We start from the raw sequence: 18,675 nt of genomic DNA, 5'->3' as shown, positions 1-18,675 counted from the left end.
ACGCTCGAACTCAGATAACCCGCAACTTGGGTTATCTACAACAATACTTTCGGGGAAGTTGGCACTTCATAGCAGCTACCCTAACATTAGCCCTTTTACCAACTTTTGATGATTGGGCATCCCAGAAGGTATCCAGGGCAGACATACGGTGAAACTCGACGCCATAAGGGGTTGCGTTACTGCCAGTATGCCAGATATTCATCGTTTTCCCAGCTTTCGGTTATTTATTGGTAATCCAAAAAGGGGCACCCTGCCAAAACGGGGATTTTGTAGCACTTGGCTGAAAGTCTTTCAAGGGAAGCCTTTTAGCTAAAGCTCAATAAGTGTGCTGTTTCTGTCAGGCGTAAAACCAATGCCGCGCAATCTCAATGCGAAGTATGGGTAATACGCTATCACCCATACTCACAATTGTCTTTGGACTCTACTTAGTTGCCTTTTCCACTTCAACTTGGTTAGCGAATGTACACTCTACCGTAATTTTAAGGTTACTTTCAGCCGTACCTTTTGTCACATAAGGAATGCCTGCTTCCCCACCAATTTTTATACCAAACTCTAGGGTGACTTTATTGAGGTTGGTGATCGCAATTTTCTTAAAAGCATTTAATGAATAGATGGTGTAAGCTCGAATCGTCCCTTCAATTGCCTGAAAATTTTGCGCTACTTGCTTTCGTGCAGCATCAGCATCCCATCCCTTATCAGTCAGGGCTTCTTCTTCCTCTGCGGAAACTTCACTAACTAGTGGTGCAGTTACATTGTTGGTGGATTCAATGTAAATAACAGTACCATCATCTATCCTGATTGGCGTTAGTTGAGTCATAAAATGAAATTACTTAAAAATATTGGATTGATTATAAAACTTACGCATTTTACAAATTGACCATTATGTACATAGCAAGTTTGGGAAAAATGTTTTCCTTGCACTGCCTCATTCCCAGGTTCTGCTATAGAATGCGATCAACGAGGCTCCGCTTAAGAGGATGACGGGAAGCTTTGCCTCCCAAAAGAGCATTACAAAGCAGAGCCTTGTGACTAAAACCACCCCTTTCAAGGTGCAAGTCGAAGATTTGCATTTTCTTCGTGTTCTTCGCGTTTTCGTGATATAAAAAATCTTTTTTAACCGCGAAGGCACGAAGAGCGCGAAGGTTAAAAGTCGAAAATTGGGCATAATTTTCTAGATTTTTTAGTCACTTTGAAAGGGGTGGTCCTAGATTACTACAAAATTTTATATTTAATTTTATTAAAATTTTTTATAAGTTAGAAAATAACTCAGATCAACTCTCACAGGGCTTTCTGCAATGAGTCGCGATGCTTTGGTAGTTGGAATTAATACTTATAACCTCGCCTCAATGAATCTTAACGCACCAGCAGAGGATGCTGAGGCGATCGCGCAACGGCTAGAACAATACGGGGAATTTAAAGTAACGCGACTACCTGCGGTCAAGGATATGGAAAATAACACCCCTCGTGTTGGTAAAAAATCCCCAGTCAATTTGAATGTGTTAGAAAAAGCAATAGCCCTACTCTTTATGCCAAAAAGCCGCCAAATTCCCGACACAGCACTGTTGTATTTTTCAGGACATGGGCTACGTAAAGACATGGGGATTGTAGAAGGCTTTTTAGCGACTAGTAATGTTAACCCTGAAGACGGTAAGTATGGGCTACCACTACGATGGTTGCGACAAGTGCTGCAAGAAAGTGAAGTACGACAGCAGATGATCATTTTAGATTGCTGTTACAGTGGGGAAATACTGAATCTTGATGAAGCAGATCCGGGAGAGAGGGGCAAAGGACGCGACCGCTGTTTTATTGCTGCTTCACGAGCACATGAAGTGGCACAGGAAGGAATTGGTAGTAAGTATAGCGTTCTAACGAACGTCTTGCTAGAAGGACTAGAACCTAAACAAGACCGATGGGTGACCAACGCTGCCCTCATAAATTTTATCAGCCAGCAAGAGAATAGCTTCCCCCAAAGCCCAGTCTATAGCTATTCAGGTGAGCCAATTAATCTTACCCGGAGGCGGACACTAAATACTCTTGATTCTACCGCTAAATCTGAACAAGCTATTTGTCCTTACAAAGGATTAGCTTATTTTGACTGTACGGAAGAAGACGCAAAGTATTTCTATGGACGTACTGCGCTAACTGACCAATTATTAGAAAAAGTACGTACTAGTAATTTTCTTGCCGTTTTAGGGGCATCAGGTAGCGGTAAGTCTAGTGTTGTAAGGGCTGGATTACTTTATCAGCTGAAACTGGGACAGCGGTTATCCAGTAGCAACAATTGGCAAATCAGGATATTAAAACCTGGTGAACAGCCCCTACAAAGTTTAGCATTGGCATTTACCGATCCTGGATTATCATATATTGACGGATACGCTCAAGTAGAAAAAATAAAACAATTGATTGCTGCTAATGGTGCAGTTGCCTTAGAGAACCTAATAAAAGATGCTGACACTGAAAAGGTAGTGTTAGTGGTAGATCAATTTGAGGAAGCCTTTACTTTGTGCCAGGACATCAAAGAACGACAGCAGTTTTTTGAGTGCTTGTTAGGTGCAGTACGAAAGATAAGCAATAAACTTTGCTTGGTGCTAACAATGCGGTCGGATTTCTTTGGTAAATGTACAGAACAAGAATATAGCGGACTGGCACAAGAAATACAGCAAAGCCTAGTGACAGTCACACCTATGACAGAGGAAGAGTTGAGACAAGTAGTTGTTCAGCCAGCAACGCAGGTAAATTTAGAGATTGAGTCGGAACTGGTTGAACAGATACTAAAAGATGTCAAAAATGCGCCTGGTTATTTACCTTTATTGGAGTACACATTAACCGAAATGTGGAAGCAGCGCACTGACAACTGCTTGCGTCTCAATAATTATGTCAAACTTGGTGGTGTAACGGGTACGCTGCGTCAACGTGCGACTGAAGTCTACGAATCATTTTCTGATGAAACGCAAAAGTCAGCAGTACGACATATTTTTGTATCGCTAACACAACTGGGAGAAGGTACGGAAGATACTCGTAGACGTGTGTGTCAACAGGATTTAGTAAATAAAAAATATTCGGAGGAGCTTATTAACCAAGTTGTTCAGCGATTGGCAGATAAAAAGCTCATTGTTACTGAGATAGCAGAAAAAAGCGGAAAATCTGGACGAGTAGCAGTAGTTGATATTGCTCATGAAGCTTTAATTCGCCACTGGCCAGTTTTGCGGGAATGGGTAGATAAAAGCCGCGATGCATTGAAAACCCAGAGGAAAATTCAAGCTGCTACTGAAGAATGGGAAAAGGAAGGTAAATCTACAGACTACCTTTTTAAAGGGTTACAATTGGCACAAGCTAAAAAGTTGATAGAGGATGATATTAACACTGAGGAACTATCGTCTCTTGCTCTAGAGTTTATTCAGGCAAGTCAGCAAGAGCACGAACGCCAGAAAAGAGAAGAGCTAAAGCAAACAATATCTGCTTTTACTCAAGCTTCTGAAGCTTCCTTACTAGCTAATAAACAGTTGGAAGCTTTGATTAATGGTGTACAAGCAGTCAAACGACTTCAAAACGCCTCTTTGACAGAAGAGACTTTCTTGAGACAGACTGCGCTAGTCGCTCTACAGCAAGCAGTTTACCAAGTAAAAGAGTGCAACCGCTTAATGGGACATGATAGTTATGTCCCTACTGTCAGTTTCAGCCCGGATGGCAAGATAATTGCCTCTGGTAGCAATGACAAAACTATCAAATTGTGGAGTCAGGATGGTAAGCTACTTAAGACCCTGGAAGGGGATAGTGATATTATTAGTAGCATCATTTTCAGCCCTGACGGCAGCAAAATTGCCTCTGCTAGTGATGTAATAAAACTGTGGAGTTCGGATGGTGAGCTACTTAACACCTTCAAGAAGCTCACTACTCATATCTGGAGCATCAGTTTCAGCCCTGACGGCAGCATAATTGCTTCTGGTAGTGAAGACGGGACAGTTAAACTGTGGAGTACTGATGGTTCGCTAATTCAAAACCTTGAACATAATAATACAGATCCTGTCATTAGCGTCACTTTCAGCCCAGATGGCAAAACACTTGCCTTTGCTAATATAAAAAACTCCGTCATTCTGTGGAGTATTGATGACCAGCTAAGTCATAGTACTATAGATGGGTGGTACGTCACTTTCAGCCCTGACGGCAGCAAAATTGCCTCTGCTGATAAGAATAACAAGACCGTCATTCTGTGGAGTAGTGATAGTCAAAGATTAAAAATCCTGCGTGGGCATACTTCACTTATCTCTAGCATCAGCTTCAGCCCTGACAGCGAGACAATTGCTGCTGGTAGTGAAGACGGGACAGTTAAACTGTGGAGTACTAATGGTCAGTTACTTACTACCCTCTCTGGGCATAGCAGTACTGTTGATAGTGTTAGTTTCAGCCCGGATGGTAACAAAATTGCCTCTGCTAGTTGGGACACAACCATTAAACTTTGGAGTCTGAAAACCAGTGAGCCAAAAACCCTTAAGCATAGCAGTGGTCAGCGTTTTAAAATCACGAGTGTCAATTTTAATCCGAATAACAGTAACATAATTGCCTATGCCAGTCAAGGGGGCACGATCAAAATCTGGACAAGAGATGGTCAGTTACTTAATACTCTTCCTGGGCATAGTGGTCAGGTTAATAGTGTCTGTTTCAGTCCCAAGGATAGCAATATAATTGCCTCTGCTGGTAATGATAACCTGGTCAAAATTTGGAATTTAATGAATGATCAGTTACTTAATACTCTCCCTGGGCATAGTGTCTGTTTCAGTCCCGATGGTGAAACAATTGCTTCTGCCAGTCATGACAACACGATTAAACTGTGGAGGTTGAATGGTCAATTACTTAACACATTAACTCGGCATAAAGCTAATGTCACTAGCGTTAGTTTCAGTCCCGATGGTGAAACAATTGCTTCTGCCAGTCATGACAACACGATTAAACTGTGGAGGTTGAATGGTCAATTACTTAACACATTAACTCGGCATAAAGCTGTTGTCACTAGCGTTAGTTTCAGTCCAGACGGCAAAACCATTGCCTCTGCTAGTGAGGACAGTACGGTCAATATCTGGAGTTCGGATGGTCAGCTACTTCACACCCTCCCTCATGGCAGTTGTGTCACTAGCGTTAGTTTTAGCCCGGACAGCAAAACAATTGCTTCTGCTACTCTTGGTACAGGAATCAAACTTTGGAGCTTAGATGGTCAGTTAATAAAAAGATTAACTGAATATACTACTGGGCATGTCTATTGTCTCAGTTTTAGCCCAGACAGTAAAACACTTGCCTCTGCTAATTACGATGGAACAGTAACCTTGTGGACGTTCGATCTAGATAATTTACTAGTGTATAGTTGCGATTATTTACACGATTATTTGAAAAATCCTAATAACGATCTTACTCAAGAAAATCCCCTTCGGCAAATTTGTGATGGCATTATATATTGATGTAACGTTGAGATTTTTTGGCATTGAGCCAAAACGTTGACCTGATGGCTCAAAGTATCAATTTCTCGTGGTAGTTATGAGCGGCATCACCAACCTTGAGTGTTTTCCCAAGAATGGGTCAAATGTTGGTAAAACACCCAAAACGTTCTGCGAGCGTATATTCACTCGCAGACTGCGAGCGGAGCAGTGAACCAAAGCGGTTTATTGTTTGTTTCGCTCTTTGTCTCTAAAACAGTTTATATAGTTTTAACAGTATATAAAATTTATACCCTTTATACCTTTCCTGACGGTCTGCCTGTTTTCACCTTTTCCAGGCTATCAATCGCTTGTACCAATTCTTCGTCAGATAACGACTGGAGTATATGCAGTCCAGCTCGAATCACCTCACTTTTTGTTGCGTTGACAGCCAACCCCAAACATCGCTGCCTAATTGTGGCGATTAATTCATAATCAAAAGAGGGTAGCGTGAAACTATCACGAATTACCTTCTCCTTGTGGGCTGGTTGCAGTGCTGAGAGTGACTGCTGCTGCGCCGAGTCTGTTGGCAAGCTCAAAGACGCTTGCTGCGTCTTACTTTCCAGCAAGCTTTCTGCTTTCTCAAAACGGCTCCGTACAGCTTCATTTTCAGCTTTTAACGAACTTGTCAAAGCTGATTTCATGCTCTTCTTCGTCATAGCTCCTTTCGTTGTGAAAAAGAAAAATTCCCAGCTTAAACTATATAAACTCTCAAAACTATTATAACGATATAAATCATTATAACTGTATATATAGTTTATCAACTTTTTTGTTCCGCAACTTTATGCAACAATAGCAACTATCAGACATACTATATAAAAACTATAAACAGTACAAACAGTTTATATAGTTTTAATCATAAATACGGTTAACGCTATGACAGCCAAAATTATTGCCGTTGTCAACCAGAAAGGTGGCTCAGGGAAGACAACTGTTAGTATGCAGCTTGCCGGGGCGATCGCCCGACGTGGTAACAAAGTTCTGGTGGTTGATGCTGACCCCCAAGGGACAGCGACACGCTGGGCAGCTTCCGCTCTTGATGAAACCCCTTTTCCTGCTTCCGTTGTCGGGTTAAGCGCAGCCACCAACAAAGTTCACCGCGAAGTCAAAAAATTTATTGATGATTATGATTGCATCGTTATCGACTGTCCGCCAGCAGCAGATTCCCCTGTTCCCCAAAGTGCGTTGCTAATTGCAGACCTTGCTTTGGTGCCTATCATTCCTTCTCCATTGGATATGTGGGCTGCGGTTGGTATTCGCCAAGTTATTCAAAATGTTAGCGACTTCAATGACGCCTTGCAGTCCAGGCTAGTCTTGAACCAGTGTCAACCAAAAACGACCTTGGCACAGGAAAGTTTAGAAGTCTTGCCGGAGTTTGGGATTGAGCTTGCTAAGAAACAGATACAGCTAAGGCAAGTTTATCGCCAGTCAGCTGTGTTCGGTCAGACGGTTCATAATTTCGGCAGTAAGGCTTCGGCTGCTATCTCAGAAATAGAGAGTTTAACTGACGAAGTCCTGGAGATACTAGGGATGAAGTACCATAAGAGAAAAAGTTAAAACTATTTATATAGTTTTTATCATTTATACTATTTATATTTTTGTAAATAGCGTCATTAGAAGGTGCTGTTTGTCAATGGTGCTAAGGAGATGGTGGAGGGGAAAAACCAAAATACTCTCTCTGAGGCGAATCCGGTAGCGAGTGCGCTGATGGCAAAGATGCAGATTGCACGAGAAGACCACCCTAAGGAAATGTGACATCATACTAAATTGCCCCTGGTTGCACGAACCTTCTATTTACGCCCATTTGCATCATCTATGTCATCATCAAAAATTCAATTTGAGTTTTAGTAACGGAAACATGGTTGAATCACTCTCAAACTAAGGGATGTCCAGCTTTCCCAACTTCAAGTCGAACAACGTTAGCAGGAACTATACCCGTAGGCGGCGGTAAAAACATTCCCCCATTCATCACAACATAGATGGCGGTGCGATCGCTTTCTGTTTGACCAAAAGCAACTGCTGTACTGCCAATTACACCTTGTTCGGCTTGAGTAATAATAGTTGTATTGCCATCTGGTGTAATCTTCACAACGCTGTTATAAATGTGCGTTGCTCCGTAAAGGTTGCCTTCCACGTCAAATGCAAAGTCATCAATATTGGTTTGCTCCACAAAGATTTCTGGCTCACTGGGTTCATTTGTAAGGTCAATAGGAATCCGTAACAACAACATCTTTTCCGTATTTGAAACGTAGAGTGAGTTACCAAAACGCTTCAAACCATTAGCAGCAGGAATGACGTTTTCCGCATTGCTACGAGCCAGTAAAGAATGTTCTAGCCAAATTGAGCTATGGCGTTGGGCAATATCAATCAACCAAATTGCACCTCGGTAAGAATCCGCTGCTAAATACTGAGTGTGAGAAAGTGGCGTAATCCCATTGAGAAATATTGCATCTGGCAGTGTTAGCAACGTTTCTACTTTGCCATCTGCGGTAATTAATGAGACTACTGATATAGAATTAGCATTCCATCCAGTTGCTACCAAACCGCCATTGCTAGTTAAAGCCAGACCGCTGACTTTACCTTCAACACTGGCATGGATCTGCTGATTGCCATCTGGAGTAATGCGAACAATCTTGCCGACCTCATGATTGGTCACAAATATTGTGCCATCTGGAGCGATCGCTAAATTTTCTAAGAAAGTATTGTGAGCAAATGAGGTAATGATTTTGGCAGGAGCCAATTCTATCGGCGTATCCGCGTAAATAGGGGGTAACATTGCTGAATTTTCCATAAAAACCTACCACTGTAATTGAATCGGCCCACCAAACTTCCGCATCTCTGCAAAAAATAGTCCTTGCGCTCCCCCATCTGGAAGCGTTGCTAAATAGACAGCGGTTTCAGCTCCTTCTTCTGCGGTAAATGGTGCATTCTCGCCTCCCATATCGGTTTTCATCCAACCTGGAGAATAGGCATTAACGAGAATATTAGCACCAATTTGTCGGCATCTGTCGCCGTGGACATCCCATCATCACTCAGGATACTATCACACCAGAAACCTTTGCTAATCTTCTCCATGCTCTTTTCACCATCAGACAAGATGAAGTAGGTCAGAAACCCCAGCCCTAAAGGGCGGGGCTTGAAAAAAGCCCACATCTGACCAGATTAAGCCTTAAATGGCTACGTTAGAGGCAAGAGTTCAAGACCTACCAGGGAATGCTTCCGCTAGTTCCCTGCTCTAGAAGCGAACGATTAAACAGGCTTAAAGGGTTAAACCAGTGTCGGAGCGCATAGTACCGATCTCTAACATTATCGAAGCTAACTTTACCCGCTGCGGAGGCACTTTATGTGCAAAGTATTTGTTTTAGATACCGAAAAAAGACCACTAGACCCAATTCACTCAGCACAAGCAAGACAATTATTAAGGAACAAAAAAGCAGCAGTCTATCGCCGCTTTCCGTTCACCATTATTCTCAAAGAATCACGTCCAGATTCACTCCTTACACCACTGCGATTAAAGCTTGACCCTGGCGCAAAAGTAACAGGGATTGCATTAGTCAACGATACTACAGGGGAAGTTGTATTTGCAGCAGAACTAAAACATAGAGGTTTTACAATTAGAGATGCTTTAACTTCTAGGCGACAATTACGACGCGGTAGACGGGCTAGAAAAACTCGTTACCGTGCGCCAAGATTCTTAAATAGAACACGTCCAGATGGATGGTTAGCACCAAGCGTATGCATTGTCGTGTTGAAAATATCAAAACTTGGGTTGAGAGATTACGCCAACTTGCGCCAATAGAAGCTATCAGTCAGGAATTAGTACGCTTTGATATGCAGTTGATGCGTCATCCAGAAATTCAAGGAAAAGAGTATCAACAAGGTACTTTGGCTGGTTATGAAACCAGAGAATATCTATTAGAAAAGTGGAGTAGACAATGTGCTTATTGTGGTGTCAAAGACGTGCCACTACAGGTAGAACACATTCACCCTAGAGCCAAAGGGGGCAGTAATTCCATCACAAATCTTACCTTGAGTTGCGAAAAATGCAACACAAAAAAAGGGACTAAGAATATTAAAGAGTTCTTAAAAAAAGACCCTTCTAGATTAGAGAAAATCTTAAAACAAGCAAAAAGACCACTAGCTGATGCAGCCGCAGTAAACACAACCAGATTCGCATTGTTGAACATATTAAAAGAAACTGGCTTACCTATAGAAACAGGTTCGGGAGGTTTAACAAAGTTCAATCGCAATAATCAAAACCTAGAGAAAAGTCATTGGTTAGATGCCGCTTGTGTTGGAAAATCAACACCGATTTTAAAAATTAAAGGTATCAAGCTTTTGTTGATAACTGCAAATGGTCATGGTACTAGACAGATGGCTGGTACAGATAAATTCGGTTTCCCTACTCGTCACCGTACAAATAAACAGATTCATTATGGTTTTAATACTGGAGATATTGTTAAAGCTGTGGTCACTAATGGTAAGAAAGTTGGCGAATATTTAGGGCGTGTTTTGTGTCGTGCCGCAGGTAGTTTTGATATTGCTACCAAGACTGGAAGAATTTCAGGCATCAGTCACAAATATTGTTCAGCAATTCACAAAAAGGATGGATATAGTTATACTTTTTGAAGCAATTTTGACGGCGATTGAAATCGCCTGCGCCTTACCCCCATGTCTAAAGCCAGGGGCTTCCACGGCGCGAGGACTTTGGTGAAATCGACAAGGTGCTGGCTCAGTACAATCAAAAGCGTCGAGTTGTTTTGACGACTCCTCATTTACTAGTGCTACCAGCAATCATTTCGTCGAGTGACTTGGTTGCTGCTGTTCCATCACGATTGGTAGCACCGTTTATATGTCAAGGCACATTAGAAATTTTTGAACTTCCTGTACAAACACAACCGTGGATGATTTCAATGCTGTGGAGCAAACTTACAGATCAGGATCTGGCAAATTGTTGGTTACGACAGATGCTCAAAAGCGTTTGTGAGGGAATTTAACACAGAAGTTCGTGTTCTAACGTGGGGTGGGGTACAGACGAGTTGCTGTGATAACGCTAAAAAATACTCTGGAAAGGTTAAACCCTTCCAGAGTATTTTTGGGCAATTTCCTTGGACTTTTGGCTACACTGGCGAACTTCTGTAACCATGCTTTCTCATCAAAAGTAGCAACGATGGTCTTTGGGATTAGCCTAAAATTCAACGCGCTTATAATTGCAGGTCGCTCCTACTCACGCCCCGAGCCATGCAAAAAGCGCTCTCCATCTTTGGAGAGCGCTTTTGATGAGTTAGATATTAGCTATTAGCCGTTGATAGCAGGAGCGCTCAAAGCAACAGGAGCAACTTCAGTTGCAGCCAAGTCTAGAGGGAAGTTGTGAGCGTTACGCTCGTGCATGACTTCCATACCCAGGTTAGCGCGGTTGAGGATGTCCGCCCAAGTGCCGATGACACGACCTTGAGAATCAATCACGCTGGAGTTGAAGTTGAAACCGTTGAGGTTGAACGCCATGGTGCTTACGCCCAGTGCGGTGAACCAGATTCCAATCACAGGCCATGCAGCCAGGAAGAAGTGCAAGCTGCGGCTGTTGTTGAATGAAGCGTATTGGAAGATCAAGCGACCGAAGTAGCCGTGTGCTGCAACGATGTTGTAGGTTTCTTCTTCTTGACCGAACTTGTAACCGTAGTTCTGAGATTCGGTTTCGGTTGTTTCACGAACCAAGGAAGAGGTTACCAAAGAACCGTGCATTGCACTGAACAAGCTACCACCGAATACACCTGCTACACCAAGTTGGTGGAAGGGGTGCATCAGGATGTTGTGCTCTGCTTGGAACACCAACATGAAGTTGAATGTACCAGAGATACCCAAGGGCATACCATCAGAGAAGGAACCTTGACCAATGGGGTAAATCAAGAATACTGCGGTTGCTGCTGCTACAGGAGCAGAGAATGCTACGCAGATCCAAGGACGCATACCCAAGCGGTAGGACAGTTCCCACTCACGACCTAAGTAGCAGAATACGCCAATCAGGAAGTGGAATACTACCAACTGGTATGGACCACCGTTGTACAACCACTCATCTAAGGAAGCTGCTTCCCAGATGGGGTAGAAGTGCAAACCAATAGCGTTGGAAGAAGGAACAACTGCACCAGAGATGATGTTGTTGCCGTATACCAATGAACCTGCAACAGGCTCACGGATACCATCGATGTCAACGGGAGGTGCTGCTACGAATGCGATGATGAAGCAGGTGGTTGCTGCAAGCAGGGTGGGGATCATGAGGACGCCGAACCAACCGATGTATAAGCGGTTTTCGGTGCTGGTGATCCACTCGCAGAAGCGACCCCAGACATTGGCGCTTTCGCGACGTTGTAAGGTTGCTGTCATGGTTTTATGATTGCGGTTGTTTAGGTATGTATGATGTTAAGCAAATTTCCTTTGCTTGTCTTTACAATACTTTACACTCGTTTACAAAAGCAAGGGGTTTTCTAGAATCTTTTCTTATCTCTATTATCAAATTTGCTTATACGATGATGGGAGCATAACCGACGCAAAAAAGCTGCAAAATCCGTACTAAGCACTCTTCGACTGCGATGACGCAGAGCATAGTGCGCAAGCAGGGGTTGGGTGAAACCCTGACAAAAGCGGAAATTTAGACCGAAAACGCTTGTCTTATGTCCTCTTCATCCTCAAATCCAAACAAAGAGTGCTAATTATTATTAGGATTGCCGCCTTTTCCCAACACGAGCTGCCAATTTATTAGTTAACTCCAATTGGTATTGATTTTTATTGTCCTCATAAACTAGAATTGTCCTAGGGTCAGCATGACGGCTAAGGTGCTGCACCTTCCGGTAATCACCCTCCGCCAAATCAAGAGCATCCGTAATACCGGAATGCCTTATTTTATGGGGCGTCATCCGCTTTTTGATGCCAGCGCGTTCGCAGGTTTTTCTCACAATTGCATAGATACCATCGCCCGTCAGCTGATGACCATAATTGTGGAAGTCCAGCGCAATGAACAACGGGTCCCTTGGTTTGACATTTGTACGACAGCCCAACCAATCGCTAATCGCCTCCGCCACCACTGGGTTTAAGTCAATCCTAGTTTCATCATTCCCCTTGCCCTTACCATAAACAGTTAACGTATTTTCGTGGTAATCAAAATCTCCCACTGTTAACTTTGCAACCTCACCCCTGCGTAGGACATTAGACCAAAGCAGCAGAAATAAAGCATAATCCCGCTTCCCCTTAGCGCAGGTGGTATCAATGACATCAAAAACTTTGTTGTACTCCGAGACATCTACACCCCGCGTATCTCTGTATTTTGTCACTTTCAGAGAGGAGATGCGATCGCTATCAAAGTGATATCGGCAGCGCTTCAAGTTCCGTCCCACCTTAATTAAATACTTAATCGCCGCCAAATAACGGTTAATCGTTGCCCCCTTCCTACCCTGTGCCACCAGATGATTCTTAAACTTGATAATTAACCCGTTAGCCACCTCAGAGTCCAACGCCCAAAACTCCTCAACGTCCCGTCCGGTGGGTTTCCTTTGCAAAAAATACTCAAAAAATATCCGTATATTGCCAGCATACCCCCGCTGGGTGGTAGCCGCTTTCTGCTGCAACTCCGCCAAAAAATCATTGCTGGTTTGCAGCTGGCTGGCAACATCGGCAATTGAACTTTCAGTACTTTTACTTAATCTATCCATCTCCCTACGTTAATGACAATGCAGCTTTTCATTAACGTCCTACACTACCACACACAGGACAACCGTTACTACCACATATTCCTCTTCTTTTGAACATACAGACAGATTTTACTGACTATAAGGATTGGCTTGGGTTGAGATTTTTGCTTTCTACGTGAAAAGTGTATTTTTTTGTACAAAACAACCGGAACAACTGGTACGCTTATGCCAGTTGGTGTGGTGATTAATGTACTGTCCATGAAAGCGGTTGTACTGAATCGCTTTCATGGACGATGTTACCCCTGGAAAAATTTTTTCGTTTGCTAAAGTTCAACTCGTGCAAATGTACTAAAATAGCCCAATTGCAGTGTCTGTATGTTCCGCAAAATCCTTTTTCAGATTTTGGGTGATATCAACATTGCTATCAAAATTGTCTGTACTTGCGTCTCTCTGATATTGCAATTGTTCAGAAGTGAATCCGGAGAACGGCGCACCGCCGCTTCCATTCCTCTTCCTTACTTGTCAGTAGATTGACAAGTTCTGCTCAAGCATTCTGGCACTTAACGAATCGCTCGCGCGATCGTTTGCGCTCGTCGGTGGGTTTATCCCATACGTCTACTACGAACGAAACAACGAATCTGAACAGGTCGAACAGCCAAAGGTCATCCCTATTGTCAAAGCCAAGGAAAAAGCTCCGCCTCGGTAAGTATGGGGTACTTACATCAAGAAAGCGTGGTTGCGTCAAGAGACGCAAAGTTTATCAGGCTCGCTGCTGCGCGAGTCCGAGCGTACGCCTGCTATCATTGGTTCTAGCAAGTGGCAGCGCCACGAACACTATTTATCCGGACTTGATAAAACTCCCTTGTGTACCGAAAGAGCTCCTTTGTGACTACTGTTGTGGCTGCTGTAACTGTTGAGAGTTTGATTTCCAAGCTACCAAGTCTTGTTTCTATACTATGGTCTATACCTTCTTCACTACGATTTGCCAGTAATGCTTCCAGTTGGGCAAGACGAGTTTCTACACTAGTTTCTATACCAGCAGCATCACCGGTTGACGTGGTGTAGTCCAAGTATGACTAATCGGTGGCTGTGGTGTTACGTTAAGCAGGCTGCTTTGCTTCGCGCTGCGGCTAGGGATTTGGGGTGTCACTGTAAGGACACTGCAATGCTCTGCCCCTACGGCAAATGTGGTCTATTTACCTGAAAATAGCTGTAACTAGAAAAGCTCTGCACCTTCAATATTTGAAAACTAGAATTCATGCCGCTCCATCTGCCAAGATGCGAGCGCCAGACATCCGACGGTTAATAAAAACGTAACACCCATTGCAATCAAAGCTTGGGATGGTATATGACCTGCTACAGCTTCAACTGCATAGCGTTGCAGGGCTGCGAAACTTACGGGTTCAATTTGCCTTAACTGCTGATTTGTATTTAAACTCGCTCCCCCAATAAAAACCAAAAGCGCGAGCGCAGTTACGATGCCAATGTTATTAAAGAAGGTTCCCAGCATCAGAGTCACTGCCAGAAGAAACAGCAACAGCAAATAAATCATCAAAACACTGATGAGATAGTTTAACAATGAAACCAGCGAAGGTAGTCCGAAGATTCCGGCAGTAACATACACGATGAGCGCTGGTGTACCCAGCATTATTGAAGCAATAAAAACTGCATAAGCTGCAAATTTTCCCAAGATAAAGGCTGGACGGGAAAGGGGTTTAGAACAAATCCAAAGTAAAGTAGAAGTTAATTTCTCTTCAATAATTGCACCTTGACTCAGTACAATAGTTCCAATCGACATTGGTGTAGTACCCAACCACAGAAATAATGATAAGATTCCAATACCTTGATTTGCGGACAACGCTGTACCACCCATTGTAATAAGGGAAATTGTTGGCACTGCTGATAGTCCAATCCAAAGGACTAAGTGAGATATCCAACGCTTTTTTGCAAACCAGCGCACCAATTCTTTTTCATAAATGGGACGAAAACCGCGCAGCCAACTGCTTTCTATGGGTTGTAATCCTGACTTCCTTGCAGATGTTTTAAGGTTCATGTTCAGTTTCTCCCTCAATTAAATCCACAAAGACATCTTCAAGTTCGTATGATGTCCTTCCAAAACTTGTGACAACAGTTTGACTATCTGCCAGTACGAGCCGTAAAAGTTCATTTTCAGCAGCATTCGGGTTCGTGACATTGATTTGCAGCTTTGTTGTGAGATTATTCTTGATATCTGGAAATCCCTCTTCGGTGGTAATAGCTTTAATCCAAGGTACATTGATGAGGTTCGCGCGTACCTGAGATCCGTCACCGCGTACTGTGATGTGGAATTGGCTGCGATCGCCTGCAAGTAATTCTTGAATCGAACCTTGAGCGATTAATCTACCGTGTTTGAGAATTACTACGCTATCGCTCACCCTTTGTACATCATCGAGAATATGGGTCGAATAAAAAACTGTACTTCGTCCCCGAAAGCTTTCAAGAATTTTTAACATATCGCGTCTTCCCAATGGGTCTAAAGCAGACGCAGGTTCATCGAGAATAATTAACTCTGGGGAGTTGATTGCAGCTTGAGCAATACCGAGACGCTGACGCTCACCTCCAGAGAAATTCCTCACCGGACGGTCTGCTTTTCCATCTAAGCCCACAAGCTGAATTATTTCGTCAATTCGATTTTCGATTATAGCTTTGGAACCTTTGAAAAAGAACGAGGCAACAAAACGTAGGGTTTCGCGGGCGCTCAAATGTCCATAGAAGCGTGGCTCTTGTGCGAGGAAGCCAACTTGTTCTCGAATACTAACGCTGTCTGTGATGATACTTTTTCCGAGAATAGTACCGTCACCACTTGAAGGTTTTACCAGTCCCAGTAACAGCTTGATTGTGGTACTTTTGCCTGCTCCATTGGGACCGAGAAAACCACAAATTGAGCCGCGTGGTACGGCTAAATTCAATCTGTCGATAACAGGTTTTCGACCGTAGGTTTTAGTTAAGTCTTTTGTCAAGATAATTAAATCGGGTTGCATCATCTGGCTATGTGTGATTTGAACTAAAAAATGAGATTTTAACTCATGATATGCTTCAGAAATGAGTATTCCAGTTTATGCTTCACTTTTAATCTTCGAGTTTTTTAATAATAATGATTATAATTTAGGGGATGAAAGGAGGGATACGAGCGTCGCTCGTATCCCTCCTTTCAGTTTGATTATCATTATTATTCAGCGACGATTTGAGTAGGCGATCGCTCTGTTATTGGGCGATCGCTTGTCCAATGAAATATTTTATTTTTACTCAGATATCTACTAAAACAAAAGTTTTGAACCATAACATGGGCATTTGAACCATATTTTGAATTGAAAGTTTATAAATGGGCAATTTTTTCAGAGATTTTTTGTACAAGCAAGACCACCAGCAAATTGAGCGCCTTGTAAGTTGAAGTTAGATTGTTTTTTAGGAGCTTCTGACATAGATTTACTGACGCTCTAGGGTTGTTAGCGGGACTTAAATTATTAAAGAAAGTAAAAAAGTACCCATAAGGGCAATGGTGATTGCTCTACACTGTATCATCCTTTCACAAAAGAAAAGGGCTAAGTATTTGCTTATTAGAAAATTCCCCCACAAATGGGTTGAATTACCCAAAAGTATTTAATCTTTAGCGAAGAAGCTGATTGTTAATATTTTTTTAAAAAGTACTTAATCATGCTGGTGTAGTCTGATTGCTATTCAATATGTACCAAAAAGCAATTTTAAAAGTGAAGATTAATCGACGTACAATCATCAGAGCCATTGCCGCTGCACCAGCATTTGCAGGTCTTTCTGCTGTTTTGTCAAAAGTCAAAGCTCAAGATGCAGGAAAGTTTGAAGTTTGGTTCATTAGGCATGGTGAGAGTGAAGTTAATGTTTTATCCTCAAGAGAGGACTTACCCTCTGAGTTACCACCTGATGAAGGTTTTACTTATCCTCTGACACTAAGAGGTATTGAGCAGGTAAAATCTCTTGCCTCGTCAATTCAAGATATTGATGTTTCGGCGATTTTTACTTCCACTCGCTTGCGTACGGTTCAAACTGCGGATGCGATATCATTTGTTAAAAATCTTCCAATACAACTTGCTCCTGAAATTGTTGAAGTCAATTTCGGCACATTAGCCTCAGCAAGTTCTTCTGGTCTTCAAGAAATCTTTCAAATATTAACTGATTGGTTGATAAACGAACAATACGACCGAAGAGCACCAGATGGAGAAAGCTATAACGATTTACGCTCTCGTTTCGTCCCATTTGTCACAGCTACAATCGAACAGTATTCAAGCATTCCTCAAGTACTGATATTTGTAGCGCACGGTGCTATTTTATCTACCATGCTACCTTTAATATTCAAAAACGTATCGGGTCAATTTGCACTGGCTAACGTCTTACCGAATACGGGGGTTATCAAAGGCGAACTGAGAAATGGGCATCTTATTTGTACGGATTGGAATGGAGTGCAGCCATAAGTACTAAGGACGCAAGCGGTTTTTGACAGTCAGTAGGGTAGAAACTTGCCGCTCTAACAAGCGGTGGAAAAGTATACACGATTGTAAGGGTTACGTCGAGAGCTATCACAGCTTACATTACCAATATGGAATCCCTACTGCTGTTAATATCGCTTTTTGGTGGGAAACTCCCACTGACAGAAAACCCTGGCAGGAGTTGGAGCAAGTGCTAATTCAAAAGTGGAAGTCGCCATTTAATAAGGAGAACTGGGAACGGTGGGGGCAACCGTTTCGGTAGAGCGATCGCACCTCGAACCTGCTCAGGTGGAACCTGAGATAACTATTATGTTTAGGTTTTGTATTTTTCAAATGCTTTTTTAAGATAGTTACTTAAATACCAAATCGGTTCGCCAAATTCTTCTGCATTTGAGGCTCCTAGTTCAATAAGCAATGAGGTACGTTTACTAATTTCTTCTGCAACTTTTTCGGCAAATTCGGCATTTTTTTGGAAATAGTTTTCACTCGTTTGGGGATAAGCGTCGTACCAAAGTATATAGAGCGCGGAGGCTAAAACTCTTCTTTGCCGAATATGGCTATTAGGAGAATCTAAAAACTTTAACAGTAATTCTAAGTTAGTTGGAGTAGCTAGAATCAAATCTTCGTCTTGTTCTGAGAAAGAAAGCTCATCATTAATCGCCCAAATTTCTAATTGTTTGCGAGAGAGTGAGGGAAGGTCATTACTTTCTCTACTAAAATCTGTGGAACCGCATCTGGAACAAGGTTCTTTCCATGCGCGTGTTTGTTCAAATGCTGCGGTTAATTCATCGAGAAATCGCATTTCTTCATAACCACATTTTGCACATGAACGGGTTTGTTCGTATTTTTGAGGGGTCATTGACATTCTAGAAATAATTGCAGTAATTAATATCTTCACCGTTACCTGCTATAATTTCCGACTCAATGGTGATGTATAGCTCAATAAATAGGGGAGATCCAGATAAAAAATTCAGTGGTCGAAGACCCGCCTTAACTCACATCTTGCACCAACATTTTTTGATAAATTTT

13 protein-coding genes and 4 pseudogenes are annotated in these 18,675 nt (G+C 42.5%); 7 read left to right on the top strand and 10 right to left on the bottom strand.

Features of this window, described 5'->3' with window-relative positions; translation table 11 throughout:
- Positions 1–421: 421 nt before the first annotated feature.
- Positions 422–817: a CU044_2847 family protein gene (locus ACM0OZ_RS32760; protein WP_414587010.1), complete on the bottom strand. Its 396-nt coding sequence runs from the start codon at positions 815–817 to the stop codon at positions 422–424.
- Positions 818–1,295: 478 nt separating this feature from the next.
- Here ACM0OZ_RS32760 and ACM0OZ_RS32755 point away from each other — a divergent pair, with 478 nt between their 5' ends.
- The gene (locus ACM0OZ_RS32755; RefSeq protein WP_414587009.1) at positions 1,296–5,450 is read left to right on the top strand and encodes an eIF2A-related protein; all 4,155 of its coding nucleotides are present in this window, start codon (positions 1,296–1,298) and stop codon (positions 5,448–5,450) included.
- Between the two features lie 272 nt (positions 5,451–5,722).
- Here ACM0OZ_RS32755 and ACM0OZ_RS32750 read toward each other — a convergent pair whose 3' ends face one another.
- Positions 5,723–6,124, bottom strand: a complete 402-nt coding sequence (locus ACM0OZ_RS32750) for a hypothetical protein (protein ID WP_414587008.1) — start codon at positions 6,122–6,124, stop codon at positions 5,723–5,725.
- Between the two features lie 217 nt (positions 6,125–6,341).
- On the opposite strand from ACM0OZ_RS32750, the gene parA reads away from it, so the two are divergent.
- Both parA and ACM0OZ_RS32740 read left to right on the top strand, forming a co-directional pair.
- Positions 6,342–7,022: a ParA family partition ATPase gene (gene parA, locus ACM0OZ_RS32745; protein ID WP_414587007.1), complete on the top strand. Its 681-nt coding sequence runs from the start codon at positions 6,342–6,344 to the stop codon at positions 7,020–7,022.
- 63 nt (positions 7,023–7,085) lie between these two features.
- On the top strand, positions 7,086–7,220 hold the full coding sequence (locus tag ACM0OZ_RS32740) for a hypothetical protein (RefSeq protein ID WP_414587006.1): 135 nt from the start codon (positions 7,086–7,088) through the stop codon (positions 7,218–7,220).
- Between the two features lie 118 nt (positions 7,221–7,338).
- Here ACM0OZ_RS32740 and ACM0OZ_RS32735 read toward each other — a convergent pair whose 3' ends face one another.
- Both ACM0OZ_RS32735 and ACM0OZ_RS32730 read right to left on the bottom strand, forming a co-directional pair.
- Positions 7,339–8,256 (bottom strand): SMP-30/gluconolactonase/LRE family protein, encoded by a 918-nt coding sequence (locus ACM0OZ_RS32735; RefSeq protein WP_414587005.1) that lies wholly within the window; start codon positions 8,254–8,256, stop codon positions 7,339–7,341.
- A gap of 6 nt (positions 8,257–8,262) precedes the next feature.
- Positions 8,263–8,457, bottom strand: a pseudogene (locus tag ACM0OZ_RS32730) (short-chain dehydrogenase); the annotation flags it as partial.
- A gap of 2 nt (positions 8,458–8,459) precedes the next feature.
- On the opposite strand from ACM0OZ_RS32730, the pseudogene ACM0OZ_RS32725 reads away from it, so the two are divergent.
- From ACM0OZ_RS32725 to ACM0OZ_RS32715, 3 pseudogenes are all read left to right on the top strand, one after another.
- Positions 8,460–8,576: pseudogene (locus ACM0OZ_RS32725) on the top strand (LysR family transcriptional regulator); the annotation flags it as partial.
- A 232-nt stretch (positions 8,577–8,808) separates the two neighbouring features.
- Positions 8,809–10,094 (top strand): annotated as a pseudogene (iscB, locus tag ACM0OZ_RS32720) (RNA-guided endonuclease IscB).
- 65 nt (positions 10,095–10,159) lie between these two features.
- Positions 10,160–10,462 (top strand): annotated as a pseudogene (locus ACM0OZ_RS32715) (LysR substrate-binding domain-containing protein); the annotation flags it as partial.
- Between the two features lie 301 nt (positions 10,463–10,763).
- Here ACM0OZ_RS32715 and psbA read toward each other — a convergent pair.
- The 5 genes from psbA to ACM0OZ_RS32690 form a co-directional block, all read right to left on the bottom strand.
- Complete coding sequence (gene psbA, locus ACM0OZ_RS32710) at positions 10,764–11,846, bottom strand: photosystem II q(b) protein (protein WP_414587004.1); 1,083 nt, start codon at positions 11,844–11,846, stop codon at positions 10,764–10,766.
- Between the two features lie 332 nt (positions 11,847–12,178).
- A complete protein-coding gene (locus tag ACM0OZ_RS32705; RefSeq protein ID WP_414587001.1) occupies positions 12,179–13,168 on the bottom strand; it encodes a tyrosine-type recombinase/integrase in 990 nt (329 codons plus the stop codon).
- A gap of 788 nt (positions 13,169–13,956) precedes the next feature.
- A complete protein-coding gene (locus ACM0OZ_RS32700) occupies positions 13,957–14,217 on the bottom strand; it encodes a hypothetical protein (protein WP_414587000.1) in 261 nt (86 codons plus the stop codon).
- A 179-nt stretch (positions 14,218–14,396) separates the two neighbouring features.
- Complete coding sequence (locus ACM0OZ_RS32695) at positions 14,397–15,200, bottom strand: hypothetical protein (RefSeq protein WP_414586999.1); 804 nt, start codon at positions 15,198–15,200, stop codon at positions 14,397–14,399.
- Positions 15,190–16,170 carry an ABC transporter ATP-binding protein gene (locus ACM0OZ_RS32690; protein ID WP_414586998.1) on the bottom strand — a complete coding sequence of 327 codons (981 nt, stop codon included), beginning with the start codon at positions 16,168–16,170 and terminating at the stop codon, positions 15,190–15,192. Before ACM0OZ_RS32690 ends, ACM0OZ_RS32695 begins: the two co-directional genes overlap by 11 nt.
- A 723-nt stretch (positions 16,171–16,893) precedes the next feature.
- On the opposite strand from ACM0OZ_RS32690, the gene ACM0OZ_RS32685 reads away from it, so the two are divergent.
- Positions 16,894–17,631 carry a histidine phosphatase family protein gene (locus ACM0OZ_RS32685; RefSeq protein ID WP_414586997.1) on the top strand — a complete coding sequence of 246 codons (738 nt, stop codon included), beginning with the start codon at positions 16,894–16,896 and terminating at the stop codon, positions 17,629–17,631.
- A 328-nt stretch (positions 17,632–17,959) separates the two neighbouring features.
- On the opposite strand, the gene ACM0OZ_RS32680 is transcribed toward ACM0OZ_RS32685, so the two are convergent.
- On the bottom strand, positions 17,960–18,544 hold the full coding sequence (locus ACM0OZ_RS32680) for a hypothetical protein (protein WP_414586996.1): 585 nt from the start codon (positions 18,542–18,544) through the stop codon (positions 17,960–17,962).
- Between the last annotated feature and the right edge of the window lie 131 nt (positions 18,545–18,675).

Origin of the sequence: Scytonema sp. PCC 10023 (assembly GCF_963920835.1) — a bacterium.
GTDB lineage: Bacteria > Cyanobacteriota > Cyanobacteriia > Cyanobacteriales > Nostocaceae > Kalymmatonema.
The sequence above is the reverse complement of the archived record's forward strand: the minus strand, read 5'-3'. Positions and strand labels throughout refer to the sequence as shown.

Bases quoted from the DNA above. Each gene is read 5' to 3' on its own strand.
- ACM0OZ_RS32760 (WP_414587010.1), bottom strand. From the start codon at position 817: ATGACTCAACTAACGCCAATCAGGATAGATGATGGTACTGTTATTTAC.
- psbA (WP_414587004.1), bottom strand. From the start codon at position 11,846: ATGACAGCAACCTTACAACGTCGCGAAAGCGCCAATGTCTGGGGTCGC.
- ACM0OZ_RS32750 (WP_414587008.1), bottom strand. From the start codon at position 6,124: ATGACGAAGAAGAGCATGAAATCAGCTTTGACAAGTTCGTTAAAAGCT.
- ACM0OZ_RS32755 (WP_414587009.1), top strand. From the start codon at position 1,296: ATGAGTCGCGATGCTTTGGTAGTTGGAATTAATACTTATAACCTCGCC.
- ACM0OZ_RS32735 (WP_414587005.1), bottom strand. From the start codon at position 8,256: ATGGAAAATTCAGCAATGTTACCCCCTATTTACGCGGATACGCCGATA.
- ACM0OZ_RS32695 (WP_414586999.1), bottom strand. From the start codon at position 15,200: ATGAACCTTAAAACATCTGCAAGGAAGTCAGGATTACAACCCATAGAA.
- parA (WP_414587007.1), top strand. From the start codon at position 6,342: ATGACAGCCAAAATTATTGCCGTTGTCAACCAGAAAGGTGGCTCAGGG.
- ACM0OZ_RS32690 (WP_414586998.1), bottom strand. From the start codon at position 16,170: ATGATGCAACCCGATTTAATTATCTTGACAAAAGACTTAACTAAAACC.
- ACM0OZ_RS32705 (WP_414587001.1), bottom strand. From the start codon at position 13,168: ATGGATAGATTAAGTAAAAGTACTGAAAGTTCAATTGCCGATGTTGCC.